This is a genomic window from Burkholderia sp. AU45274 (assembly GCF_030482505.1).
Lineage (GTDB): Bacteria > Pseudomonadota > Gammaproteobacteria > Burkholderiales > Burkholderiaceae > Burkholderia.
In genome coordinates this window covers 1,447,659-1,470,192 of record NZ_JAUJQE010000001.1, presented here as the reverse complement: position 1 = coordinate 1,470,192, position 22,534 = coordinate 1,447,659, and the positions used below count along the sequence as shown (strand labels likewise).

The window sequence follows — 22,534 nt, the reverse complement described above, 5'->3', positions numbered from 1 at the left end:
GGTCGGGCTGCGCATGCGTCGATCGGGGGAGCGCGGCGGGCAGCGCCGGTTTTGTTATCGGTGATCGGGCTATCGCGCGAGCGGGCCGAGCGGGCCGCGGTCGCGGGCGTCGGCGCGGCACATGCCGGCGGACGCGATCCACAGAGAACGGCGCGCGCGAGCAGGCGGGCCGTGCATGCCGGCGGCGTGCCGGCGCGACGCTTCCGGTGAGGAAGCGGATGCGGTAACAGTGGACATCGGGCGGATCCTGAGGTCGGGCCGTCCATGCAACGGACACCGCCAAAGGCGGTGTTGGCGCATCGGGACACCCCGCCCGGTGCGGCTGCTTGGACCTCGGGTCGATGGCAGGTCTCCTGGCTCGCGGGTCCTGATTCGCGCCGGCCTTCCCGGTTTCCCAGTGGCACGCAGTGGCACGGATTCGCCGCTCACAGTTGCGGGGGCAGCCGCAGATTCGAGGCACTGCCTCTCCTGCGTTCCCTTTTGATCCCATCCCTGGGAACCATCAGCGCGCAAGGGTAATGGCGTGCGCGCCGGCGCGTCAATTGTCGGACAGCCCCCGGATGCGAAAAAACGTCATCGATGCGCAAAAACTTTCGAAATCCTGTCTTTCAGGCGTCGGCGGTGCGTTTCATGTCTGACGAAATGGCATGGTTCGCTGCGATGAAATCGCGCCGGTACCGGCTCGGCGCGACACCCGTCCACCTGACGAACGCGCGGCGGAAGGCTTCCTCGCCGCCGAACCCGAGATGCTCGGCGATCCGCGCGACCGGCCAGTCCGACTCCCGCAGGCAGCGTTGCGCGGCCTCGGAGAGGCATTGCTCCCGCAGCACGTGATAACCGCTGCCTTCGGCCACCAGCCGCCGCCGCAACGTCGCCTCGCTCACGCCGAGCCACACGGCCAGCTCCGCGAGTGCCGGCAACGCCTGCTCGTGCGCGAGCGCCGCGTCGAGAAAGCCGCGCACCTGCTGCGCCCACGACACGACGGCCGGCGCCGCGTCGATCAGGCGAAACGGAAAATCGACGAGAAACGCGTCGAGTTCGGCTGGCTGCCGCACCACACGGCATTCGAGCCGCGCCGCATCGAAGGCGAAGCCGTAGGTCTTGCGGCCCACCTCGACCGGCGCATTGAACAACCCGAGCAACGGCATCGCGTCGTCGCGGCGCGGATGGCCGAGCCAGACGTCGGTCGGCCGCAGCGGCTGCCCGATCAGCCAGCCGAACAGCTGCAGATAGCAGAACAAGCCCGTCAGGTCGACGAGGCACGCGGCCGGGCTGCGAGTGCGGCGCAGCGAATCCATCCGGAACGTCGCGCGCCCGTCGCGCACGGTGAGCGACAACGCACCGGCGCGCGGGGTCAGCATCTCGCCGAATTCGCGCGCGCAGCGGATCGCGTCGGCGAGCGTCGCGCAACTCAGCAGGCAGCGGCACATCAGGTCGACTTCGCGCTTACGCATCGGCGGGTGGCCATCGCCGCGCGCGACCTGCGCCTCAAGGCGTTCGATCGCGTCGCGATACAGCGCGACGAAATCGCCCGGCGTCGCTGCCGGTGGCGGCGGCTGCGCATCGCGGTCGGCCGGCGGCGCGCCGCTGCGCGTGAGTTCGCTCAGCAGGCGCGCGCCGAGGCCCGGCAGGACGCGGCTGCGGGCCGGAATGGCGCGCTGTTTCATGAGTTTCCCGATCTGATCGTTGCGACAGGGGGCGGTGAGCGGGCCGGTAGGGGTCTGCGAATCGTCACCACGCAAGAATGCTATCCACGCCGACCGCCTTCGGCCTCGCCGGAACGGCGTAGGCCGGCTGCGCATCCCTGTCACGAACGACCACGGACGACACGCGAATGATCCAGATCGTAGACGAAATCACGCTCGCGCCCGAGCGCATTCCCGACGTGCTTGCACTGCTGCGCGACCGTTACCTGCCGGGCCATGCGGCGCGCGGGCTGACGGCGGCCGGCCGTTGGATATCACCGCCCGTCGCGGTGCCGGGGCAGCCGAGCACGCTGTGGCTGACCTGGCACGTGGCCGACGCGCCGGCCTATTACCGGATGCGTGCGTTGACGGATGCCGATGTGGTCGGATTCTGGATGGCGGTCGACGCGCTGTGCGACCTGCGCCGTCGCCATGTGATGACGGACGTCGACGCGCCGCTGCCCGCGCTGACGGAGGTCGATCATGCGGCATGACACGGCACAGGTATTCGTGTCCTCGGATTGCGATGCGGGCGCGATCGAGCATGCATTGCACGAAGCCGCGCACGCGCGGGTTGGCACGACACGCGTGGCATTGGCACGCAATCTGGACGGCAGCTGGGGCGCGGGCGACTACACGCTCGACGTGCTACGCGACGATTCGGCGGCCGACGGCACGGCGGATTTCGCGGCGCTGGCTCAATTGCCGGGCATCGAGCGCATCGATGGCGCTCAATGCCGCTCGATCGGCGGCGGCCTGCGCGAACCGGCGCTGCGCGACGGCGTCTGGCGCACGCTGATGCTGCGCGTGCGGCCGCAGGCCGGCGCAGCGCAGATCGCCGCGCTCGAACGCGAACTGCTGCAGATGCCCGCGTTCATGCCCGGCATCCGCAACTGGCGCCTGAGCCGGATCGAAACGCCCGGCGCGTGGACGCATGTGTGGCAGCAGGAATTCGCGCACGTCGGCGATCTGCTCGGCGAATACCTGATGCATCCGTATCACTGGGGCTGGGTCGATCGCCGGTTCGACGCTGAAAGCCCCGACTGGACGGTCGATGCGATCTCGCATGCGTTCTGTCCGCTCGCGTCGAGCCTGCTGGCGGACACGGCGGCGTGACGCGCAGCCCACATCGAGCTGACATCAAACCAACCCTGGAGACACGAAGATGCGAGCCCTGTTGATCGACCGCGTCGGTCATTCCGACACCTTGCGAATGGCCGACGTGCCGGCCCCGACGCCGGGCCCCGGCGACGTGCTGATCCGCGTGGCCTACGCGGGCATCAATCCCGCCGACTGGAAATGCCGCGAAGGCTACCTCGGCGCCTTCATGCAATACACGTTTCCGTTCGTGATCGGCTTCGACGCGGCGGGCGTGGTCGAAGCGGTCGGCGACGGCGTCGACGGGTTCGCGCCCGGCATGCGCGTGTTCGCGCAGACCGACGTCGGCGCGGGGCGCTGGGGTGCGTATGCGGAATTCGTCGCGGTGCGCCACGACTCGGTCGTGCGCGTGCCCGACGCGGTGAGCCTGGCGGAAGCCGCCACGGTGCCGACGCCTGCGCTTGCCGCATGGGCCGGCCTGTTCGACGACGGCGAGCTGAAGGCGGGCCAGACCGTGCTGGTGCACGGCGGCGCGGGCGCGGTCGGCACGTTCGCGATCCAGCTTGCCGTGCAGGCCGGCGCGCGCGTCGCGGCAACGTGTTCCGCGTGCAACCGCGAGACGGTCGAATCGCTGGGCGCGGCGGCGAGCATCGACTATCGCGCGCAGGACATCGCCGCGGCGCTGCGCGCCTGGGCGCCCGGCGGTGTCGACCTCGTGCTCGACGCGGTCGGCGGCGACACGCTGCCCGATGCGCTCGACCTGCTGGCGCCGGGCGGCACGCTGGTGAACATCATGACGCTCGCGCCCGGCGATGCGGAGCGGCTCGCCGCGACGGCGGCCGTTGCCGCACGACGCGGCCTGCGCACCGCGATGACCTACAGCCGGATGCCGAGCGGCGGCACGCTTGGCCGGATCGCGGCGCAACTCGACAAGCACGCGCTGCGCGTGCCGCGCTTCGACCGTTTCCCGCTCGAACAGGCGGCCCGCGCACTCGATCTCGTTCAAACGGGCGAGGCGAAAACGAAGCTGGTGCTTCATGTTGCGGATATCGCCCGCTGAGCGGCCCGCACGCACAACACAGGAGACAACGATGACCGATATCCGAACCGGCGTACTGGCCGGCAAGTGTGCGCTCGTGACGGGCGCAAGCCGCGGCATTGGCCGTGCGATCGCGCAGCGCCTCGCATCCGAAGGCGCGACCGTCGTCGTGACGGCGCGCAGCCTCACGCCATCGGCGACGACCGCCGGCACGCTCGCCGAAACGGTTGCGCTGATCGAGGCCGCCGGCGGCCGCGCGATTGCGCTGGCGGCCGACCTGTCGAACGCAGCCGAGCGCGACGCGCTCGTCGGGCACGCGGCGCAAGCCGCCGGCGGCCTCGACATCCTCGTCAACAACGCGGGCGTGGCCGACTACGCGTGCGTCGACGCGATGCCGATGACGATGTTCGACACGACGATCGAACACTATCTGCGGATTCCGTTCGCGCTGGCGCAGGCTGCGATCCCGCTGATGCGCGCCCGCGGCGCCGGCTGGATCGTCAACGTCGGCTCGGTGACGGCGCTGCCGCCGCTGCGGCCGTTCGACGATTTCTCGCGCGCGGGCGGCGCGACCGTCTATGCGGCGGCGAAGGCAGCGCTGTCGCGCTTCACGCAGGGGCTCGCGGCCGAACTCGAAGCCGACGGCATCGCGGTGAATCTCGTCGCGCCGAGCACGGCGATCCGCACGCCCGGTGCCGCGCGCTACATCCCCGAAGGCTATCCGACGGAGGACGTCGCGTATCTCGCCGAGACCGCGCTCGCGCTGTGCCGCCTGCCGGCGCGCGAACGCACGGGCCTCGTCACGCACAGCCTGCATTTCCCGCTCGCGCAGCAACTCGCGGTGCGCTCGCTCGACGGCCGCACGGTGCTGCCGCCGCCGGTGGTTCCCGCGTATGCGCATCCCCACATCGACCCGACAGGACTTTGATTGACATGACGAATTCGATTCGCTTCGACGGCGGCACCGCCGTGATCACCGGCGCGGCCAGCGGCATCGGCAGCGGGCTCGCACGCCACGCCGCCGGGCTCGGCATGCGCGTCGTGCTGGCCGATCTCGACCCGGCGAAGCTCGACGCCTTCGCCGCGACGCTCGACACCGACGTCCTGTGCGTGCCGACCGACGTCAGCCGGCCGGAAGCCGTCGACGCGCTGGCGGAAGCCGCGTGGCAGCGCTTCGGCGGCGTCGACCTGCTGTTCAACAACGCGGGCGTGATGGCGACCGGCTTCAGCTGGGAAATCACGCCGGAACGCTTCGAGCGCAGCTTCGCGATCAACGTGCACGGCGTGCTGAACGGCATCCGCAGCTTCGTGCCGCGGATGCTCGAGCGCAACGTGCCGGCGCGCGTCGTGAATACCGCGTCGGTCGGCGGGTTCCTGCCCAGCCCGCTGATGTCGCCTTATTCGGCAACGAAATTCGCGGTGGTCGCGTTGACCGAATCACTGTACGGAGAACTGAAGATGCTGGGCGCACCGGTCGGCGTGTCGTTGCTTGCGCCGGGCCCCGTGCAGTCGGGCATCTTCAACGACCCGTTCGGCGCGGTGCACGACCGGCCGGAGGTGCGCGGCTTCGTCGACACGATGCGCGCGATGCTGAACGCGCACGGGCTCACGCCCGACGCGTTCGCCGCGCGGGTGTTCGACGGCATCCGGGACGGGCGCTACTGGCTGATTCCGCAACCGGAGACGATCGACGGCGCGCTGCAGCGGCGCACCGACGACATCCTCGCGTCACGCGATCCGTCGCTGCCTGCGTTCTGAGGGCCGGGCGCGGCACAGCGCCCGGCGCGTGCCGTCACATGCGCATGCCGGAGTGCGAACGGCCGCTCGGGTCGCCGCCGCGATCGGGCGGCGTATTGTTCTGATCGATCTTCGCGAGCACGAAGCCGGCGTGCGGCAACGCGCCGGGCGAGCGGTGCGTCGCTTGCGCGACGGCGTCGTGCGGCGACGCTGCGGGGAAACCGGATGACGTCACGCCCGGTTGAGCGAACGCCGAAAGGGAAGCAGCCGCCAGGGCGGCGGCGACGATCGCGTGCGATTTCATGGTGGCTCCTTCACGACTGACTGCGGGACAACATCATCAGTCTAGGGCGCGAAACTTAACGCGACGTGAAGGAGCGATGCGGCGCGGATGACGGAATATTCATGCGCGCCGCGACGTTCATGCCGGCGCCGACACCAGCGCGCAGAAGTTCTCGAGATCGACGTTGCCGCCGCTGATCACGATGCCCACGCGCTTGCCCTGCAGCGCGTCCTTCATCCGTCGCACCGCGGCGAACGACAGGCAGCCGGTCGGCTCGACAACAATCTTCATACGCGTGGCGAAGAAGCGCATGCAGTCGATCAGTTCCGCGTCCGTCGCGGTCAGGATGTCGTCGACGTCGCGCCGGATGATCGGGAACGTCAGGTTGCCGAGGTGCTGCGTCTGCGCCCCGTCGGCGATCGTGCGCGGCGTGTCGATATGCACGATCGCGCCGGAGCGGAACGATTGCTGGCCGTCGTTGCCGGCTTCCGGCTCGACGCCGTACAGCGTCGCGTGCGGCGACAGCGCGCGCGTGGCGAGCGCGGTGCCCGACAGCAGGCCGCCGCCGCCGAGCGGCGTGAATACCGCATCGAGCGGGCCGACTTCGTCGAACAGTTCCTTGGCCGCCGTGCCCTGGCCGGCGATCACGTCCGGGTGGTCGTAGGGCGGAATCAGCGTGAGGCCGTGCTGCGCGGCGAGATCGCGGCCGATCTGCTCGCGATCCTCGGTGTAGCGGTCGTAGGTCACGACCTTGCCGCCGTAGCCGCGCGTCGCGGCCATCTTCGCGGCCGGCGCATCCTGCGGCATCACGATCGTCGCGGGAATGCCGAGCATGCGCGCCGACAGCGCGATCGCCTGCGCATGGTTGCCGGACGAGAACGCGACGACGCCGTTGCGGCGTTGCTCCGCATCGAAGCGCGACAGCGCGTTGAACGCGCCGCGGAACTTGAATGCGCCCATGCGCTGCAGGTTCTCGCACTTGAAGAACACTTGCGCGCCGAGCGCTTCGTCGATCGTCCGCGACGTCATCACCGGTGTGCGGTGCGCATGGCCTTCGAGCCGGGCCGCGGCGGCGGCAACGTCGTCGTAGGTGGGGAGAGTCGGAGCGTTCATGGATTGCCTGGTGGTCGTTGAAATCGTTCAGCGGGAAAGCAGCGCGTGTCACGCGCCTGCGTCATTTCGCATCGTTGTAGACGGTCGCGCGCGAGACGCCGAGATGCTGCGACACGATCTCCATCGCGCGGCGCACTTCGAGGAAACCGTCGGCCTTCAGCGTCTGCATCAGCTCGCGGCGCTGGTCGGTCTTCAGTTCGCGCGGCGTCGTCGCGAGGCGCATCGCGAATGCGTCGATGCGTTGGCGGATCGCGTCCGCGCCGGCCGGATCGAGCGTTTCCGCGACGGCTTCGCCGTCCGTGCTGCAGAACTGGTTCAGCATGCCCTGGAAGCCGCGGAACAGCGTGACGTCGGCATTCAGGCACAGCGCGGCCACATAGCGGCCGGTCGAATCCTTGATGCCGATCGACGTGCTTTTCGCGGTGCGGCCGTCGGCGAAGCGGTTCGGGTAGTTCGCGAGCACGGGCGGGAAATCGTCGTCCGCGATGCGGGCGAGGCCGAGCTCGGTCGCGGGATCGCCGACGGCGCGCCCCGACAGGTTGTTGTGGATCGCGAGGATCGCGTGCTTCGGCGTGCGCAGGTCGTGAACCACGACCTCGGTGAACGGCGCGAACATCGCACCGAGCCCTTCGGCGATGCGCTGCACCTGTTCGATCAGCGACGCCTGTTCGGACAGCACGAGTTTCCGGGTAGTGGTCATGATGGTTTCGCGGTCAGGTTTCGGATCGATGCGACGGCTGCGGGGGAAGGGGCAACCGGCGTGTTACTCGCCTTCCGCGGCTTCCGGCCGCGTGATGTCGGCGAGCAGCGGCTGCGCGATCCGCACGTAGTCGGCCGCGTCGAGCACGACGGAGCGGTCGAGGCGGCCCGCGTTGAAAGCGATCTCGGTGTTGCGTTCGACCAGGGCGGGGTCGACGACGAGCGTCACGCTGGCGTCGAACACGAACGGCGGCACGGCGCCCATCACGCAGCGCGTGACGGTGGCCGCGAGGTCGGGCGACGCGAGGGTGGCCTTGCGGCGGCCGACCGCATCGGCGACCTTGCGGAAATCGATCTTCAGATGGCCGGGAATCACCGCGAGCGCGGTGGTGTCTCCGCCATCCTTGAACGTGCAGAGCATCGCCTTCGCGCCCTGTTCGGGGCGCGTGCCGCGCAGCGCGGCGATGGCGTCGGATTTCCCTTCGGCCGGATGCTCCAGCACACGGAACCGCGCGCCGGACGTGTTCAGCAGATCGCAAAGCGTGTCGAAAACGGGGTAGTCGCTCATGTCGCTCCGGGCAAATTGGGCCGGGGAATCGGGGGCGCGCTCGGGTTCGTATGCTTCGGCGTGCCGGTCGATGGATTGTCAAATTATAGACTTTTTGTCATGGGCCTGGCAAAGGGACGGGAGAGCGGGGAGTCGAGGGCGTTCGGGCGCATCGACGAGAATGTGTCGCTCGACCCATTTTGTGACGGGTATCGAACATGTCATGCGTACGCTCGTCAATCGACATCGGTGCCTCTCCCCGGATTTCCAATCCTGCGTAGAATGTCGCCGTCAGGTTCCGCCTTGCGGTCCCTGCAGTGGAACCGACACGGCCGCGTGTGGGGCATCGATGTTTTGCGAAATCCGGTCGACCAACCTATATCACCACTTCCGTGCGCGGAGCGGATGCGGCGTGGTTGGTCTGCGACCAGGCATCGGCGGCGCTGACGCGCCATCAGCACCATCGCCCCGGGCATGCGCTCACGGGGCAGCAGGAGGAATTCTTGAAGAGGGCGGCTCTCGATAACGGACGCGTCTTGACCGAACGCGGCAAGAACGCTGTGAACAAGATTATGGCCAGTGCGATCGAGATCTTCGTGGACGAAGGCTACGGCGGGCTGACCATGAGGAAGGTCGCGGCAAAAGCCGGGTTGGCGCTGTCGAACCTGCAGCACTACTTTCCCACGCGCGAAGACATCTTCGAGGCGATCCTTGCCGTGACGCGGGAGGCGTACGCCAATACGTACGACGGCGTGCGCGCGGACACGTCGCTGACACCCGAGGGCCGGCTGGAGAAAGTGGTCAGACTCTTGCTCGAAGACAGCAAGCAGCCCAAGACCCAAAGCCTGTTCGTGAACTTCTGGGCACTGGCCCAAACGCAGGAGTTCGCGCGGAAGATGCTTGAAGAGGGGTATGAATTTCAACGCGGCGTGATCGCCGGCCTCATTGAAGCCGTGAACCCGGCGCTGCCACAAGCGGTGCGCATCCGGCGCGCGGCACTCGTTACGGCGCAGATCGAGGGGCTCATCGTGTTGATACCGCAAAGGAATCGGTTTCCGTCGGATATCAAGGGAATCGAGGACGATGCGGTGACGGCCATTCTGGCTTTGGCCAAGGCGCCGTGAGCTGCACTGTTGGAGCGATTGTCGGTAGCTCATGACCAGGGGGGCTTTTGCATACCATGCAGACGGAAATCGAAGCGCCGGGCCCTGCCGGTCCGTTGAAGGGCACGCTGTTGTCCCCGGACACCGGCGATATGCCGGTGGTGCTGATCGTGCCGGGCTCGGGCCCGACCGACAGAAATGGCAACGCGCCGAGCTGGCTTCAGGCGTCGACGTACCGGTTGCTCGCGGAAGGATTGTGCGAAGAAGGTATCGCGTCGGTACGAGTCGACAAGCGCGGCATGTACGGCAGCGCGTCGGCGATACCGGATGCCAATGATGTCGTGATCGACGACTACGCGGCGGACGTCCATTCGTGGGTAGCCGCCATCCGCGCGCGGACAGGTGCTTCCAGCGTATGGGTGTTGGGGCACAGCGAGGGCGGTTTGGTGGCGTTGCTGGCGGCGCGGCAATCCGCCGACATCGCCGGCCTGATTCTGGTCGCCACGGCGGGGCGTCCGCTCGCGCCCGTATTGAGGCAGCAACTGCGGTCGAACCCTGCAAATGCGCCGATCCTGGACAATGCAATGTCGATCCTCGATTCGCTGGAAGCGGGGAATGGGGTAGACGCGACCGACATCGATCCGGCGCTCATGCCGTCGTTCAGGCCGCAAGTCCAGCGCTTCCTGATCAGCGAATTGACCATCGACCCGGCGGCACTGCTGGCCGATTACGTGAAGCCCGTGCTGATCGTGCAGGGCGCGCGGGATATCCAGGTTGCCGTGCAGGACGCGGAACTGTTACAGCGAGCAAATCCGCAGGCCGAAATGGCGCTGATCGCCGACGCCAATCACGTTCTCAAGGCCGTCCGCACGGCGGATCTGCACGAAAACTTCGCTGCTTATTCGAACCCGGATCTGCCACTGGCGGACGGTGTCGTGGAGGCAGTTTCGGCGTTCGTGCACAGATTTGCAGTGAGTCGGCGCTAATCTCGATCGAATACGATGCGATTGTCGGGGCAGCCTGTAGCGGGCCGGCAGCCGCCGGATGGCGGCGAGTGTCTGCTGTCGCGAGCGTGACCGCATCGGCCCGTGCCGGTCACTCGCATCAGATGCACAGATCGGTGACCATTCCTGCACCGACCGGCTCATGGGTTCGTTTATACGGCCAAGCTGTTAGAGTCGTCATTTCTTTTCGAAGGGTGCGGTGATGCGACAAGCGCTACTCGAGCTAATTCAACGGATGACAGATCGTCAGGACTTCGTTAGCTCGGACGATTCCATCTCTTGGCAGGCACATCGCGAAGCGGAACTGCTTGGCGACATGTCTCTGGTTGATGAACTCGATGTATTCCTCGGCCAGAAGCCCAAAAAGGAGCAGCGGTCTGCAGCGTACTTCATCATCGGCAAGATCGGAAAGAACTGTCTCAGCGGCGAGTGCGCGGTACGCCTGATCGAATACTCGTCCAGAGAGCCGGACAAGTATGCGCTGGCAAGTCTCCTTGATCGGCTTGCTGACATCCCGAAGCCGGGAGGCGTCGATGTCCGGCCCCTGTTTGCACTTCTCAAGGACAAGCGCTGGCTCGTGAGGCATTCCGCGATACGGTCACTCAATGGTTGCGCAAACCCCCAGGCTGAAGACGAGTTGCTGGAGATTCTCGCGACCACTTCAGATCCCTATGACGTCATCTACTGTCAATCCACGCTCAACCGGATTGGCACGTGCAAAGCGTTGCCTGCCATCACGCAGAATCTAAAGTCGCGCAAGCGCGATGTGAAGATTTCGGCTCAGGCGGCGATAGAAGCGATCCAGGCACGTGACGGCCAGCCTGTCGCGGACGCCGCCGATGGATCTGCTCCTCCTCGACGGTAACGACAGGTGATTCAATGAACGTTGCGAAACGATGTGATCATCTATTGCGGCGGGCACCCGAATCCGTTCGCGTCCGGTAGTACTCGCCAGCATTCAGGCGTTCGCCGCAGTGCCCCACGTTCAACTATCGATTGGAGCGAGCCGTTGTGTGTTGGCGACGCTCCTCCGGCTCAAAATGGAACACGGCAGTCAATCGGGAATAGGGCGACCGCACCGTGCGATCACTCCAGCTCACCCCCGCACCGCCTTCACCACATACTGACTCGTCGGCACCACATCGATCTTGTCGAAGTCAATGAAGCGCCCACAGCTGTCCATCATCTCCGCTACATTCCGCTGAAACTTCTCGTCATCGCCGACCGCATCGAAGAACGCATGCGGATCGGTCATCGCCGCAGCGGGGAAGCATTCCTCGACGATCGCGTCGTACCCCGGCGCCGCATGCGTGAGCGCGCGCACGACGACGTTCTGCACGTACAGGAAGTTGTCCTGCGTATCGATCGCGACGCGCGTGTGATGCCCGTGCCACACGTCGAGCCAAGCTTCGTGCGTCAGCCGCGGTGGCCGCTTCAAAAACGCGAGCTGCGAAAAACCCGTCGTCCGCTCGCCCGGACGCGCCGGAAAGCGCGTATTCGTAATCGGCTGCGACTCGGTGACGAGATACGCCGCCATGTGCGGGACCACGGCGCGCACCGCGTCGTCGAACGGCTGGCGGAACATCGCATTCGCGCTATCGACCCACACCGCGACGATCCCGTCGATGCCCGGGTGCGTGTTGGTCTGCTTCAGGCCGGCGGCCGGCGCGACATCCGCATCGGCGACGTTCACCTGCACGCCGTGCGCACCGAGCGACAGCAGCTTGTCGGCGAGTTGCGCGCGCACCGTGCGGCTCCACTGATCGGGCGCGGCCTGCATATCGCGCCACAACACGTAAATGACTTTCTCCATTGCTCCGGCTCCAGAGGGAAATGACAGGATCGGCGGCATCGCCGCCGGGATTCAGGAAGCGGCTTCAGTCGATCCGGCCGCCTGATGCGCGCCCGGTGCGAACCGGTTCGCGGTCAGCGTGAACGACGGCGGAACCGGCGACGTGACGGTTTCGAACAGCCGCTCGTGGCGTGTCGCGTGAATGCGCCACACACCATCGCGTTTCACGTACTGGTCGTCGTAGAACGCGGTGCCGTGCAGCAGGTAGTCATCCTCAAGATTGATCGCGTGATCCTCGAGAAACCACACGCCGCACGCGTGATCGGCCGAGACCAGCGTGAGCTCGGGGTGATGACCGTGATGCATCGTCAGGAAGGTCGGCTTGCCGATCAGCGCGCGCAGGCTCGACACGAACGCGTCGCGGCCGTCGTACGCATAGCGGCCGCCATACAGCCGCGCCTCGCAGTCTTCGGTCAGGCAATCCGCGAGCAGCGCCCAGTCGTGCGTGTCGACCGCGCGGAAATACCGGTACTTCAGCTGTCGGATCTGCTCGTACTCGTGGAGCGTGCGGGTCGTGTCGTCCATCGCCGGGTCTCGTGGTGGTGTCGTTCGATGGTAGGAACGAAGCCGCCTGCATCACATCGTCTGTTCGGACGAATGCTGCGGACACGCTCAAACAGCGCTGCCGAAACGAATCGCGGATTTCATCCGAACGGGTGATGGCCGACCCATCGCGCGGCGGTAACGTGGCATCGACGCGGCCTTCGAACCGCGCCGGCACGAAACAAGGAGACAGGATGCCCCTCATCGAATCGCTGGAAGCGCGCGTGCGCCGGCTCGAGGACGCCGACGCAATCCGCCGGCTGAAGGCGCGCTACTTCACCTGCTGCGACCGCAAGGATCCGGAAGGGATGCGCGACTGCTTCGCGCCCGGCCCCGTGCAGATCGACTACGGCCGGATCGGTACGTTCGATACACGCGACGCGCTCGTCGACGTCTTCGCGCAACTCGGCTGCCATCCGCACATCGTCGAGATGCACCACGGCGTGAATCCCGAGATCGATGTGCTCGACGCGACGCATGCACGCGGCACGTGGGGCCTGCACTACCAGATGATCGACACGAACGCGCGCACGCTCACGCAGCTCGGCGCGTACTACGACGACGAATACCGGAAGGTCGGCGGCGAATGGAAGATCGCGGGCACGCGCTGCGTCGTCACGTCGACGCTGTCGGCCCGCTACGAAGGCGATGCGCCGGGCGTGCTGTTCGCCGGCGCGCAGCCGCCGGCCGCCTGACGCACGCGAACGCCATCCACGTGGCGCCCAGCACATTCCACAGGAGACATCGAACATGACACAGAACCACGATGCGCCGGTCGCCGTCGTGACGGGCGCATCGCGCGGCGCGGGCAAGGGCATCGCGCGCGCGCTCGGCGCGGCCGGCATGACCGTCTATGTAACGGGCCGCTCGCAGAATGAAGGCGATGCGCCGCTGCCCGGCACGATCCACGAGACCGCACGCGAGATCGATGCGCTCGGCGGGCGCGGGATCGCGGTGGCCTGCGACCACGCGGACGATGCACAGGTGCAGGCGCTGTTCGAGCGTGTCGAACGCGAAAGTGGGCGGCTCGACATGCTCGTGAACAACGCGACCTACCTGCACGATCAGCTGATCCTGCCGGGCCCGTTCTGGGAGAAGTCGCTCGATCTCGTCAACATCCTCGATGTCGGGCTGCGCTCGGCCTATGTCGCGAGCTGGCACGCGGCGCGGCTGATGGCGCGGCGCCGCAGCGGGCTGATCGCGTTCACGTCGTCGTTCGGCGCGAGCTGCTACATGCACGGCGCGGCGTACGGCGCGCAGAAGTCCGGCGTCGACAAGTTCGCGAAGGACATGGCCGTCGACCTGAAGCCGTTCGACGTCGCGGCCGTGTCGATCTGGATGGGCCCGCTGCGCACCGAGCGCACGAGGCGCGTGTGGGAAGAACACCCGGAGCTGTACAAGGAATTCTCGCTCGTCGCGGAAAGCCCCGAATTCACGGGCCGCGTGATTCACGCGATCCACGGCGATCCGCAGCGCATGGCGCTGTCGGGGCAGGTGCTCGTCGGCGCGGAAGCCGCGCTGCGGTACGGCATCGCCGATCTCGACGGCAAGCAGCCGCCTTCTTACCGCGAACTGCTCGGCGGGCCCGTGCAGGCGCATCCGGCGATCGTCGCCTGAGGAGCACGCATGGGCATCCTGACAGGCAAGGTCGCGCTCGTGACGGGCGCGGGGCAGGGCGTCGGCCAGGGCGTCGCGCAGGCGCTCGCGGCGGAAGGGGCGCACGTCGCGGTGGTCGGTCGCACCCTCGACAAGCTGCTCGCGACCTGCGAGGCGATTCGTGCGCGCGGCGGCGTGGCCGAGCCGTTCGTGTGCGACGTGATGGACGCGACGCAGATCGAGCAATGCGTCGACAACGTCGTCGCGCGGTTCGGTGGCGTGCAGATCCTGATCAACAACGCGCAGGTCGTGCCGCTCGGCCGCCTGCTCGACGTGACCGACGCGAGTTTCCTGGCGGGGCTCGAATCGGGGCCGATCGCGACGTTGCGCATGATGCGCGCGTGCCATCCGCATCTGAAGGGCGACGGCGTGATCGTCAATTTCGCGTCGTCGGCCGCGGTGCGCTGGGATGCGTCGGGCTACGGCGCGTATGCGGCGACCAAGGAGGCGATTCGTGCGCTGACGCGCGCGGCGGCCTGCGAATGGGGCGTGGACGGCATCCGCGTGAACGCGGTCGCGCCGCACGCGTTGTCGCCGGGCCTGAAAGGCTGGGTCGACGCAAATCCGCAGGAAGCCGCGGCGTTTTTTCGCACGATTCCGCTTGGCCGCGTCGGCGACTGCGAGCAGGACATCGGGCGCGCGATCGTGTTTCTGGCGAGCCGCGATGCCGCCTACCTGACCGGTGCGACGCTGCCGCTCGACGGCGGGCAGGCTTACTGGGGCTGATGGCGGGGCCGACGGCGCGCGGTGCTTGCCGCGTGCCAATCACGAACCGGCGAGCATGCACACTTGCGCGCGGCAGCCGGCAAACCGGAATCGAAGCGAGGACGACATGGGTCGACTGGAAGGAAAGGTAGCGATCGTCACGGGTGGTGCGCGTGGCATGGGCGCGGCGACGTGCAGGCTGTTCGTCGAGGAAGGCGCGCGCGTCGTGATCGGCGACGTACTCGACGCGGAGGGCGAAGCGCTCGCGCGCGAACTCGGCGACGCGGCGCGCTTCATGCGGCTCGACGTCGCCGACGAAGCGAGCTGGGTGCGCGTGACCGAAGCGACGATGGAGCAGTTTGGCCGGATCGACGTACTGGTCAACAATGCAGCCGTACTGACGTTCGGCGGCATCACGGAGCTGTCGAAACGCGAATTCGAGCGCGCGGTGTCGATCAACCTCGTCGGGACGTTCGTCGGCATCCGGACCATTGCGCCGCGCATGATCGCGCAGAAGAGCGGGTCGATCGTCAACATCTCGTCGGTGGACGGGCTGCGCGGCGTGAACGCGCTGGCCGCGTACGTGTCGAGCAAGTGGGGCGTGCGCGGGCTGACGAAGGTCGCGACGCTCGAACTCGGCCATCAGGGCGTGCGCGTGAATTCGATCCATCCGGGCGGCGTGAACACCGCGATGTCGAACCCGACCGGCGCGCCGCTCGAGGAAATCAACCAGCACTATGCGAACGTGCCGCTGCAACGCGTCGGGCTGCCCGACGAAATCGCGCGCGCGACGCTGTTCCTCGCGAGCGACGAAGCGTCGTACTGCAACGGCGCCGAGCTGGCCGTCGACGGCGGGATGGCGGCAGGCGCGTATTACCCCGGATTGCCCGGCGCGCCGTTTTGAGCAGGGGTGCCTGCGACCCGCTCACGTCAGATGTTTGTGTACGCAACCTAATTCAGGGTTTGCCTGAGTAGCGAAAACGTGAATTCGCCCGGCCCGCGCTCGCGTGGGCCCCACGCGGGAGCGGTGCGGCAATTTTGCCGCTTCCGCGAAACCCTTGCCGGACGGCCGTCCTGGCCGTTTCGTCCCCAAAGCGCGCGCCATGGCGCTGTAAAAAGCACGCACATGCAACCGGCGTGCCGGCGCGCCGACATAGTTGTTTCTTGTTGCAACGCAACGTTTGCCGAATAACGGCGATGGTATGCTGGCCGTCATGGAGTTGTACGGCAGGTTGCTTGTATGGCGAAACTCGCGTTCGCAATTACTAAAGAGACATCACCTTCTCTCGCACGCATCGCGGCATCGACGCGCGCTCCGCTCGCGCGTCCCGTCCTGCGCGCCGCCGCACCCTGCGCTCCAATCGCATACCCCATCTCGCGGGCTCGCCCCGCAACCCCCATCCCCGCCCAATAATCTGGAGACATCCTCATGTCGCAAAACACTTTGGCCGAAGCAACACACGGCCCGCTGATCGCTCCGCCGGCTTTCGTCAAACATCGCAAGCTGATCGACTGGGTGTCGCGTATCGCGGCGCTGACGGAGCCCGAGCGCGTCGTGTGGTGTGACGGTTCGCAGGAAGAAAACGACGCGCTGTGCCAGGCGATGGTCGACCAGGGCACGCTCACGCGCCTGAACCCGGCGAAGCGCCCGAACTCGTATCTCGCGCAATCCGATCCGTCCGACGTCGCGCGCGTCGAGGATCGCACGTTCATCTGCGCGGCCTCGCGCGACGACGTCGGCCCGACCAACAACTGGATCGAGCCCGCCGAAATGCGCGAGACGCTCAACGGCCTGTTCCGCGGCTCGATGCGCGGCCGCACGCTGTACGTCGTGCCGTTTTCGATGGGCCCGCTCGGCTCGCCGATCGCGCACGTCGGCGTCGAACTGTCCGACAGTCCGTACGTCGTCGTGAACATGCGGATCATGACGCGCATGGGTCGTGAGGTGTACGACGTGCTGGGCGAGGACGGCGAGTTCGTGCCGTGCGTGCACAGCGTCGGCCATCCGCTCGAAGCCGGCCAGCAGGATGTGCGGTGGCCGTGCAACCCGGTCAAGTACATCGTGCATTTCCCGGAAACGCGCGAGATCTGGAGTTTCGGCTCGGGCTACGGCGGCAACGCGCTGCTCGGCAAGAAGTGTTTCGCGCTGCGAATCGCGTCGACGATGGGCCGCGACCAGGGCTGGCTCGCCGAACACATGCTGATCCTCGGCGTGACGTCGCCGGCCGGCAAGAAGTATCACGTCGCGGCTGCGTTCCCGTCCGCGTGCGGCAAGACCAACTTCGCGATGCTGATTCCGCCGCAGGGCTTCGACGGCTGGAAGGTCACGACGATCGGCGACGACATCGCATGGCTGAAGCCGGGCCGCGACGGCCGACTGTATGCGATCAACCCGGAAGCGGGCTTCTTCGGCGTCGCGCCGGGCACCGGCGTGAAGACGAACCCGAACGCGATCTCGACGCTCACCGAAAACGTGATCTTCACGAACGTCGCGCTGACGGAAGACGGCGACGTGTGGTGGGAAGGGCTGACCGACACGCCGCCCGCGAAGCTGACCGACTGGCAGGGCAACCCGTGGACGCCTGAGATCGGCAAGGAGACGGGCCGCAAGGCCGCGCATCCGAATTCGCGCTTCACGGCGCCGGCCGCGCAGTGTCCGTCGATCGACGACGACTGGGAGAACCCGGCCGGCGTGCCGATCGACGCATTCATCTTCGGCGGCCGCCGTTCGACGACTGTGCCGCTCGTGACCGAGGCGCGTGACTGGGTCGAAGGCGTGTACATGGCCGCGACGATGGGCTCGGAGACGACTGCCGCAGCGGTCGGCCAGCAGGGCATCGTGCGTCGCGATCCGTTCGCGATGCTGCCGTTCTGCGGCTACAACGTCAGCGATTATTTCGCGCACTGGCTCAAGCTCGGCAAGCAGCTCGAAGGCGCGGGCGCGAAACTGCCGAAAATCTACTGCGTGAACTGGTTCCGCAAGGATGCGAACGGCAAGTTCGTGTGGCCGGGCTTCGGCGAGAACATGCGCGTGCTGAAGTGGATGCTCGATCGTCTCGAAGGCACCGGTGGTGGCGGCGAGCATGCGTTCGGCGTATCGCCCGCGTATGAGGACCTGCACTGGGACGGCCTCGATTTCACGCGCGATCAGTTCGATGCGGTGACGTCGATGAACGCCGATGAGTGGCGCGAGGAGCTGAAGCTTCATGCGGCGCTGTTCGATATGCTGAAGCTGCGCCTGCCGGCCGAAATGACCGATACGATGAAGAAGATCGAGCAGCGCATCGGCGCCTGACGGATCGCATTCGCGTAGTCATCCTGACGTCCCGCCGCCGGCCTGCATCGCCGGCGGCGGGACGTTTTTGCATCGGCTCCGCACACGCACCGTTCGCCGTTCGCTTACTGCGCGCGGCAATGCGCGACGACCTCGTCCACCGCGCGCTGCACGTCGCCGCGCCGGTAGCGCAGCAGCGCGCTGTCGGCCGGATCGGGCTCGTACGACACGACGTTGCCGCGCCCCGTGTAGATCGCCATGTCGGGCAGCAGCGGATGCTCCTGGTCGAGCGACGGCACGTCCTGCGGATTGCCGGCCGCGCGGAAGAAGGCCGCGAAGTAATCGGCGAAGCTGAGATTCTCGTCGCCGACGAGGTAGGCCTTGCCCGCTTCGCCGCGCTGCAATGCGCCCCAGATCGCTTCCGACAGCGATTGCGTCGAGATGAAATTGCTGCCGCCGGCCGGCCCGAACACGGGCAGCCCCGCGAACTGGCCCTGCGCGTAGCCCGCGTACGCCGCGAACATCTCGTTGCGCAGCCCCGGCACCGACCCGACGACGAACGGCGCGTTGACGCTGCACACGGCGAACGACGGCGTCGCGAGCGCGCGTACGCGTTCGTCGGCGAGATGGCGCGAGCGCACGTACGGCACCGTGTCGACGAGCGCCGGCGCGACCTGCGGATAGAAGCTGCCGACCAGCACCGCACGCTTCACGCCTGCCTCGCGCGCCAGCGCGAAGAAGCGCGGCACAGCGTCGACGTTCGCGCGTTCCCAGTGCGCGGCTTCGTCGGTGCCGGGCGGCAGGTGGCGGATGTCGTTGCCGGCCGCGAACACCACCGCGTCGAACGGTGCGAGGTCGTCGCGCGTGAAGTTGCCGGCCACGTAGTCGCGCAGCAGCACGTCGAACCGCGCGAGCGCGCTGCCGGGTGCGGGCGGCTTGCGCGCGGCGAGCGTGACGGGGTTGCCCTGCGCGTGCAGGTGCAGCGCGGCATGGCCGCCGATGAGGCCGGTGCCGCCGACGATCAGGATCTTCATGATGTCTCCGAAAGCGGCGCCATTTCGCCGCGTGAAATGAACAGGCGAGCGGTGCCGCTCAGAAATTGAAGCCGTTGCCCGTGACGACGGGCAGGTTGGTCCAGAAGCCGTTCGGGTCGCGATACCAGCCGGCCGCCGCGAGCGCGCCGCCGTCGACATGCAGCGTCGTGCCGGTGACCCAGGCAGCGAGCGGGCTCGCGAGGAACAGCGCGGCGCCCGCGATATCGCCGGCCGCGCCGAAGCGCCCGAGCGGGATCCAGCGCGGGATATGGCCGTGATGCTCGGCCGCGACCATCGCGCTGACGGGCACCTGCGGCGTCTCGGTGGTTTCGGGGGCGATCTGGTTCACACGAATGCCGGCCGGCCCGAGTTCGAGAGCAAGGCTCTTCGTGAAGCCGGTCAGCGCGGCCTTGAACGACGCGTACACGGTGCAGTTCGGAATCGCTCGAAAGCCTTCGATCGACGACACGCCGACGATGCTGCTGCCCGCGCCGCGCTTGCGCAGCAACGGCAGCATCGCGCGCGTGACGATGAAGACCTGGCGCAGGTTCACGTCGAACAGCCGTGCGATGTCGTCGTCGGTGCAGTCGTCGAACGGTTTCGCGATCTGCAGGAAATCGCCGACATTGTTGACGAGTACGTCGAGGCCGCCGAAGCGTGCATCGACGGTGCGCGCGAATGCTTCGACCTCGTCGCGGCGCGTGACGTCCACGGTGCCGACGAGCGCATCGACGCCCGCCGCTTCGAGTGCCTGGCGCACGTCCTGCGCGCGGGTCGGGTCGATCTCGGCTACCGCGACGCGCGCGCCGGTCGCGCCGAACGCTTCCGCGCACGCACGGCCGATGCCCGCGCCGCCGCCGGTGACCAGCACGGTCTTGCCGGTGAATGAAATCATCGATGGACTCCTTTGAACGGGAAAGCAATGAGCCGCGTCACAGCGACGACACCAGTTGCGCGTTGTCGATCCGCAGCTCCGCACCGTTCACGAAACGCGATTCGTCGGACGCGAGGAACAGCACGAGATTCGCGACGTCTTGCGGGTCGCACATGCGCGCCATCGGATCGCTGCCGATGCCGAGCGCGGCCGGGTCGAGATCGGGCATCAGCGCCTGCGTCATCGGCGTCCAGATGCCGTCCGGATGGATCGAGTTGCAGCGGATCCGGTAGCCGCTGCGCTTGCAGTGCACGGCGACGCTGCGCGCGAGCGCCGTCACCGCGCCTTTCGACCCGGTGTACGCGCACATCATCGGCAGCCCGCCGAGCGCGGCGACCGACGACATCATCACGATCGAGCCCGGCGTGTCGTTGCCCTTCATCGCGCCGATCGCGTACTGGCAGCCTAGGAAATAGCCATCGGCATTGGTACGCATCACGCGCCGCCAGGTGTCGAGGCTCGTGTCCTCGATCGAGCCGACCGGGCAGATCGCCGCGTTGTTGACGAGCACGTCGAGGCGGCCGAAGCGGTCGAGCGTCGACGCGATCGCGTGCTGCCAACCGGCTTCGTCGGCGATGTCGTGGCGGACGAACAGCGCCGCGTCGCCGATCTCGCGGGCGAGCGCAAGGCCCGCGTCCTCGTCGATGTCGGTCAGCACGACACGCGCACCTTCCGCGGCGAGCAGCAGCGCATCCGCGCGGCCGACGCCGCTTGCCGCGCCGGTGACCAGCGCGACCTTGTTTGCGACTCGATTCATGTTCGTTCGGATTCCTTTGACGTTGAAAAAGGGCAGGCGCTCATGCGGTGCCCGGCACGCGGCCGGCCTTGATCGCGTCGAGCGCGGCCGTGCCGTAGATCTGCGCGATCGTGTCGTCGACGCGCGGGTTGGTGCGCAGCTCATGGCCGCCGTCGACCGCGAAGCTCTGGCCGGTCACCCAGCCGGACTCGGGGCCGGCGAGATAGCGCACCGCATGCGCGATCGCTTCGGGTTCGCCGAGCGTGCCGAGCGGGATCTGTTCGAGAAAGCTGTCGACGAGCGCGCGGTTGTCGAACATCGGCGCGGTGGCTTCCGAGCGCGTGAGGCCCGGGCGCACCGCGTTCACGCGGATCTTCGCGCCGGCCAGTTCCTCGGCCGCGCCGCGCACGAGCGCTTCGAGCGCGGCCTTCGCGGTGCAGTACGCGGACAGCCACCGGAAATTGATCTGCGCGGCCGTCGACGAAATGCAGACGATCGCGCCGCCGCCGCTGTCGGCGAGCCGCGGCGCCGCATGACGGATCGCGGCGAACGCGCTGTGCAGGTTCAGGTCGATTTCGGCGCGGAAGGTGTCGGCGTCGTGCAGCAGCAGCGGCCGGAAGCCCGCCCCGCCGACCGTCGGCACGACGATGTCGAGGCGATGGTCGAGCGCCCACGCGCAGTCGAGCGCGGCCTGCAGGTCGCCTTCGTCACAGGCGTCGCCCGCATGGATCGCGACGTGGCTGCCGGGCACGGCGTCGGTCAGTTGCCGCTGCGTGCGTTCGAGCGCGTCGCGGCGGCGGCCCATCAGCACGACGGCCGCGCCGTCGGCGACGAGCGCGTGCGCACAGGCCGCGCCGATGCCGCCGGCGCCGCCCGTCACGAGTGCAGTGCGGCCGTCGAGGGGAGCGGAGGTGCGCATCGTTCAGCCCTCCAGCGGCAGGTCTTGGGCCCAGTCGACGTGCAGCGTGCGCGCGGCGAAGCGCCACGTGCCGCCGTCGACCACGCAACGATCGCGATAGCGCAGCCCCCAGTCGAGCTTGCGCTTCACGCCGTCGCGCACGTAGACGTGGCAGGCGACGCCGTAGGTCTCGACATCGGCCTCGCCGCCGTCGAGCGTGACGAGCTGGTTGTGCACGTGATGCTGGGTCGCCTCGTAGCGCTCGATCACGCGCATGCCCGCGACGATCGCGTCGCGGTCGTCGAAGCGGAAGCCGGGGCCGGCCAGGGTGGCATCGGGGGTGAAGAGCGTGGTGAGGCGTGGCCAGTCGCGCCGGTCGACGGCTTGCGCGTAGCGGCACGCCAGTTCGTACAGCGCGTGGCGGGGATTGGAATCGGTCATGCGTGGGCTCCCGTGGAAGAACGGAACGCGTCGGCCGCGCAAGGCGGGCCGACGCGGCGGCATTGCGACGTCGACGCGCAGGTTCGCATCGCGCAGGCCGGGATTCATCATCCATACGGAGCAGGGCGCGGGTCGGGGAAAACACCGGGGCAG

Annotated in this window: 25 protein-coding genes and 1 riboswitch; of the genes, 13 read left to right on the top strand and 12 right to left on the bottom strand. The window is 67.6% G+C overall.

Features of this window, described 5'->3' with window-relative positions; translation table 11 throughout:
- Positions 1-325 precede the first annotated feature (325 nt).
- A riboswitch (cobalamin riboswitch) is annotated at positions 326-519 on the bottom strand.
- Positions 520-608: 89 nt separating this feature from the next.
- Positions 609-1,667 carry an AraC family transcriptional regulator gene (locus QZM35_RS06520; protein ID WP_301775615.1) on the bottom strand — a complete coding sequence of 353 codons (1,059 nt, stop codon included), beginning with the start codon at positions 1,665-1,667 and terminating at the stop codon, positions 609-611.
- A 167-nt stretch (positions 1,668-1,834) separates the two neighbouring features.
- Between QZM35_RS06520 and QZM35_RS06515 the strand changes: the two genes are divergently transcribed.
- From QZM35_RS06515 to QZM35_RS06495, 5 genes are read left to right on the top strand one after another with little or no spacing between them, the layout of a single operon-like run.
- A complete protein-coding gene (locus QZM35_RS06515; RefSeq protein ID WP_174974234.1) occupies positions 1,835-2,179 on the top strand; it encodes a hypothetical protein in 345 nt (114 codons plus the stop codon).
- A complete protein-coding gene (locus QZM35_RS06510; RefSeq protein WP_301775614.1) occupies positions 2,169-2,801 on the top strand; it encodes a Dabb family protein in 633 nt (210 codons plus the stop codon). The genes QZM35_RS06515 and QZM35_RS06510 overlap by 11 nt, the downstream gene beginning before the upstream one ends.
- Before the next feature lie 49 nt (positions 2,802-2,850).
- Positions 2,851-3,843, top strand: a complete 993-nt coding sequence (locus QZM35_RS06505; RefSeq protein WP_174974238.1) for an NADP-dependent oxidoreductase — start codon at positions 2,851-2,853, stop codon at positions 3,841-3,843.
- A gap of 31 nt (positions 3,844-3,874) precedes the next feature.
- Positions 3,875-4,750, top strand: coding sequence for an SDR family NAD(P)-dependent oxidoreductase (locus QZM35_RS06500; RefSeq protein ID WP_089427402.1), 876 nt, complete (start codon positions 3,875-3,877; stop codon positions 4,748-4,750).
- Positions 4,751-4,755: 5 nt separating this feature from the next.
- On the top strand, positions 4,756-5,580 hold the full coding sequence (locus tag QZM35_RS06495; protein ID WP_089474951.1) for an SDR family NAD(P)-dependent oxidoreductase: 825 nt from the start codon (positions 4,756-4,758) through the stop codon (positions 5,578-5,580).
- Between the two features lie 34 nt (positions 5,581-5,614).
- On the opposite strand, the gene QZM35_RS06490 is transcribed toward QZM35_RS06495, so the two are convergent.
- From QZM35_RS06490 to QZM35_RS06475, 4 genes are all read right to left on the bottom strand, one after another.
- Positions 5,615-5,863 (bottom strand): hypothetical protein, encoded by a 249-nt coding sequence (locus tag QZM35_RS06490; RefSeq protein WP_089427404.1) that lies wholly within the window; start codon positions 5,861-5,863, stop codon positions 5,615-5,617.
- A gap of 117 nt (positions 5,864-5,980) precedes the next feature.
- Entirely contained in the window at positions 5,981-6,955 is a 975-nt protein-coding gene (locus QZM35_RS06485) for a threo-3-hydroxy-L-aspartate ammonia-lyase (protein ID WP_089427405.1), read from the bottom strand.
- Positions 6,956-7,016: 61 nt separating this feature from the next.
- Positions 7,017-7,655, bottom strand: a complete 639-nt coding sequence (locus tag QZM35_RS06480) for a transcriptional regulator (protein ID WP_011355097.1) — start codon at positions 7,653-7,655, stop codon at positions 7,017-7,019.
- Positions 7,656-7,718: 63 nt separating this feature from the next.
- A complete protein-coding gene (locus QZM35_RS06475; protein WP_089432741.1) occupies positions 7,719-8,222 on the bottom strand; it encodes a YbaK/prolyl-tRNA synthetase associated domain-containing protein in 504 nt (167 codons plus the stop codon).
- A 395-nt stretch (positions 8,223-8,617) separates the two neighbouring features.
- Between QZM35_RS06475 and QZM35_RS06470 the strand changes: the two genes are divergently transcribed.
- From QZM35_RS06470 to QZM35_RS06460, 3 genes are all read left to right on the top strand, one after another.
- Positions 8,618-9,325: a TetR/AcrR family transcriptional regulator gene (locus QZM35_RS06470; RefSeq protein WP_089432740.1), complete on the top strand. Its 708-nt coding sequence runs from the start codon at positions 8,618-8,620 to the stop codon at positions 9,323-9,325.
- A gap of 56 nt (positions 9,326-9,381) precedes the next feature.
- Positions 9,382-10,290, top strand: coding sequence for an alpha/beta hydrolase (locus QZM35_RS06465; protein WP_089432739.1), 909 nt, complete (start codon positions 9,382-9,384; stop codon positions 10,288-10,290).
- 253 nt (positions 10,291-10,543) lie between these two features.
- Entirely contained in the window at positions 10,544-11,173 is a 630-nt protein-coding gene (locus tag QZM35_RS06460) for a HEAT repeat domain-containing protein (RefSeq protein WP_179255305.1), read from the top strand.
- 231 nt (positions 11,174-11,404) lie between these two features.
- Here the strand turns inward: QZM35_RS06460 and QZM35_RS06455 are convergent, their stop codons facing one another.
- Positions 11,405-12,121, bottom strand: a complete 717-nt coding sequence (locus QZM35_RS06455) for an EthD domain-containing protein (RefSeq protein ID WP_301775613.1) — start codon at positions 12,119-12,121, stop codon at positions 11,405-11,407.
- A gap of 51 nt (positions 12,122-12,172) precedes the next feature.
- Positions 12,173-12,685: a nuclear transport factor 2 family protein gene (locus tag QZM35_RS06450; RefSeq protein WP_174974252.1), complete on the bottom strand. Its 513-nt coding sequence runs from the start codon at positions 12,683-12,685 to the stop codon at positions 12,173-12,175.
- Between the two features lie 212 nt (positions 12,686-12,897).
- Between QZM35_RS06450 and QZM35_RS06445 the strand changes: the two genes are divergently transcribed.
- The 5 genes from QZM35_RS06445 (at position 12,898) to QZM35_RS06425 (ending at position 18,359) form a co-directional block, all read left to right on the top strand.
- Positions 12,898-13,398, top strand: a complete 501-nt coding sequence (locus tag QZM35_RS06445; protein WP_301775612.1) for a nuclear transport factor 2 family protein — start codon at positions 12,898-12,900, stop codon at positions 13,396-13,398.
- Positions 13,399-13,453: 55 nt separating this feature from the next.
- Complete coding sequence (locus QZM35_RS06440) at positions 13,454-14,320, top strand: SDR family NAD(P)-dependent oxidoreductase (protein ID WP_301775611.1); 867 nt, start codon at positions 13,454-13,456, stop codon at positions 14,318-14,320.
- Between the two features lie 9 nt (positions 14,321-14,329).
- Positions 14,330-15,085: an SDR family NAD(P)-dependent oxidoreductase gene (locus QZM35_RS06435; RefSeq protein ID WP_089427413.1), complete on the top strand. Its 756-nt coding sequence runs from the start codon at positions 14,330-14,332 to the stop codon at positions 15,083-15,085.
- A 106-nt stretch (positions 15,086-15,191) separates the two neighbouring features.
- Positions 15,192-15,968 carry a glucose 1-dehydrogenase gene (locus QZM35_RS06430; RefSeq protein ID WP_301775610.1) on the top strand — a complete coding sequence of 259 codons (777 nt, stop codon included), beginning with the start codon at positions 15,192-15,194 and terminating at the stop codon, positions 15,966-15,968.
- Positions 15,969-16,493: 525 nt separating this feature from the next.
- The gene (locus QZM35_RS06425; protein ID WP_089432734.1) at positions 16,494-18,359 is read left to right on the top strand and encodes a phosphoenolpyruvate carboxykinase (GTP); all 1,866 of its coding nucleotides are present in this window, start codon (positions 16,494-16,496) and stop codon (positions 18,357-18,359) included.
- A 104-nt stretch (positions 18,360-18,463) separates the two neighbouring features.
- On the opposite strand, the gene QZM35_RS06420 is transcribed toward QZM35_RS06425, so the two are convergent.
- The 5 genes from QZM35_RS06420 to QZM35_RS06400 are packed head-to-tail and all read right to left on the bottom strand — an operon-like array spanning position 18,464 to position 22,381.
- Positions 18,464-19,372, bottom strand: a complete 909-nt coding sequence (locus tag QZM35_RS06420; RefSeq protein WP_089432733.1) for an NAD(P)-dependent oxidoreductase — start codon at positions 19,370-19,372, stop codon at positions 18,464-18,466.
- A 58-nt stretch (positions 19,373-19,430) separates the two neighbouring features.
- Positions 19,431-20,264, bottom strand: coding sequence for an SDR family NAD(P)-dependent oxidoreductase (locus QZM35_RS06415; RefSeq protein ID WP_217481532.1), 834 nt, complete (start codon positions 20,262-20,264; stop codon positions 19,431-19,433).
- 40 nt (positions 20,265-20,304) lie between these two features.
- Positions 20,305-21,063, bottom strand: coding sequence for an SDR family oxidoreductase (locus QZM35_RS06410; RefSeq protein ID WP_089432731.1), 759 nt, complete (start codon positions 21,061-21,063; stop codon positions 20,305-20,307).
- Between the two features lie 40 nt (positions 21,064-21,103).
- Positions 21,104-21,961 carry an SDR family NAD(P)-dependent oxidoreductase gene (locus QZM35_RS06405; protein ID WP_089427419.1) on the bottom strand — a complete coding sequence of 286 codons (858 nt, stop codon included), beginning with the start codon at positions 21,959-21,961 and terminating at the stop codon, positions 21,104-21,106.
- Between the two features lie 3 nt (positions 21,962-21,964).
- Positions 21,965-22,381, bottom strand: coding sequence for a nuclear transport factor 2 family protein (locus QZM35_RS06400; RefSeq protein ID WP_089429092.1), 417 nt, complete (start codon positions 22,379-22,381; stop codon positions 21,965-21,967).
- Between the last annotated feature and the right edge of the window lie 153 nt (positions 22,382-22,534).

Bases quoted from the DNA above. Each gene is read 5' to 3' on its own strand.
- QZM35_RS06520 (WP_301775615.1), bottom strand. From the start codon at position 1,667: ATGAAACAGCGCGCCATTCCGGCCCGCAGCCGCGTCCTGCCGGGCCTC.
- QZM35_RS06515 (WP_174974234.1), top strand. From the start codon at position 1,835: ATGATCCAGATCGTAGACGAAATCACGCTCGCGCCCGAGCGCATTCCC.
- QZM35_RS06510 (WP_301775614.1), top strand. From the start codon at position 2,169: ATGCGGCATGACACGGCACAGGTATTCGTGTCCTCGGATTGCGATGCG.
- QZM35_RS06505 (WP_174974238.1), top strand. From the start codon at position 2,851: ATGCGAGCCCTGTTGATCGACCGCGTCGGTCATTCCGACACCTTGCGA.
- QZM35_RS06500 (WP_089427402.1), top strand. From the start codon at position 3,875: ATGACCGATATCCGAACCGGCGTACTGGCCGGCAAGTGTGCGCTCGTG.
- QZM35_RS06495 (WP_089474951.1), top strand. From the start codon at position 4,756: ATGACGAATTCGATTCGCTTCGACGGCGGCACCGCCGTGATCACCGGC.
- QZM35_RS06490 (WP_089427404.1), bottom strand. From the start codon at position 5,863: ATGAAATCGCACGCGATCGTCGCCGCCGCCCTGGCGGCTGCTTCCCTT.
- QZM35_RS06485 (WP_089427405.1), bottom strand. From the start codon at position 6,955: ATGAACGCTCCGACTCTCCCCACCTACGACGACGTTGCCGCCGCCGCG.
- QZM35_RS06480 (WP_011355097.1), bottom strand. From the start codon at position 7,655: ATGACCACTACCCGGAAACTCGTGCTGTCCGAACAGGCGTCGCTGATC.
- QZM35_RS06475 (WP_089432741.1), bottom strand. From the start codon at position 8,222: ATGAGCGACTACCCCGTTTTCGACACGCTTTGCGATCTGCTGAACACG.
- QZM35_RS06465 (WP_089432739.1), top strand. From the start codon at position 9,382: ATGCAGACGGAAATCGAAGCGCCGGGCCCTGCCGGTCCGTTGAAGGGC.
- QZM35_RS06460 (WP_179255305.1), top strand. From the start codon at position 10,544: ATGACAGATCGTCAGGACTTCGTTAGCTCGGACGATTCCATCTCTTGG.
- QZM35_RS06455 (WP_301775613.1), bottom strand. From the start codon at position 12,121: ATGGAGAAAGTCATTTACGTGTTGTGGCGCGATATGCAGGCCGCGCCC.
- QZM35_RS06450 (WP_174974252.1), bottom strand. From the start codon at position 12,685: ATGGACGACACGACCCGCACGCTCCACGAGTACGAGCAGATCCGACAG.
- QZM35_RS06445 (WP_301775612.1), top strand. From the start codon at position 12,898: ATGCCCCTCATCGAATCGCTGGAAGCGCGCGTGCGCCGGCTCGAGGAC.
- QZM35_RS06440 (WP_301775611.1), top strand. From the start codon at position 13,454: ATGACACAGAACCACGATGCGCCGGTCGCCGTCGTGACGGGCGCATCG.
- QZM35_RS06435 (WP_089427413.1), top strand. From the start codon at position 14,330: ATGGGCATCCTGACAGGCAAGGTCGCGCTCGTGACGGGCGCGGGGCAG.
- QZM35_RS06430 (WP_301775610.1), top strand. From the start codon at position 15,192: ATGGGTCGACTGGAAGGAAAGGTAGCGATCGTCACGGGTGGTGCGCGT.
- QZM35_RS06425 (WP_089432734.1), top strand. From the start codon at position 16,494: ATGTCGCAAAACACTTTGGCCGAAGCAACACACGGCCCGCTGATCGCT.
- QZM35_RS06420 (WP_089432733.1), bottom strand. From the start codon at position 19,372: ATGAAGATCCTGATCGTCGGCGGCACCGGCCTCATCGGCGGCCATGCC.
- QZM35_RS06410 (WP_089432731.1), bottom strand. From the start codon at position 21,063: ATGAATCGAGTCGCAAACAAGGTCGCGCTGGTCACCGGCGCGGCAAGC.
- QZM35_RS06405 (WP_089427419.1), bottom strand. From the start codon at position 21,961: ATGCGCACCTCCGCTCCCCTCGACGGCCGCACTGCACTCGTGACGGGC.
- QZM35_RS06400 (WP_089429092.1), bottom strand. From the start codon at position 22,381: ATGACCGATTCCAATCCCCGCCACGCGCTGTACGAACTGGCGTGCCGC.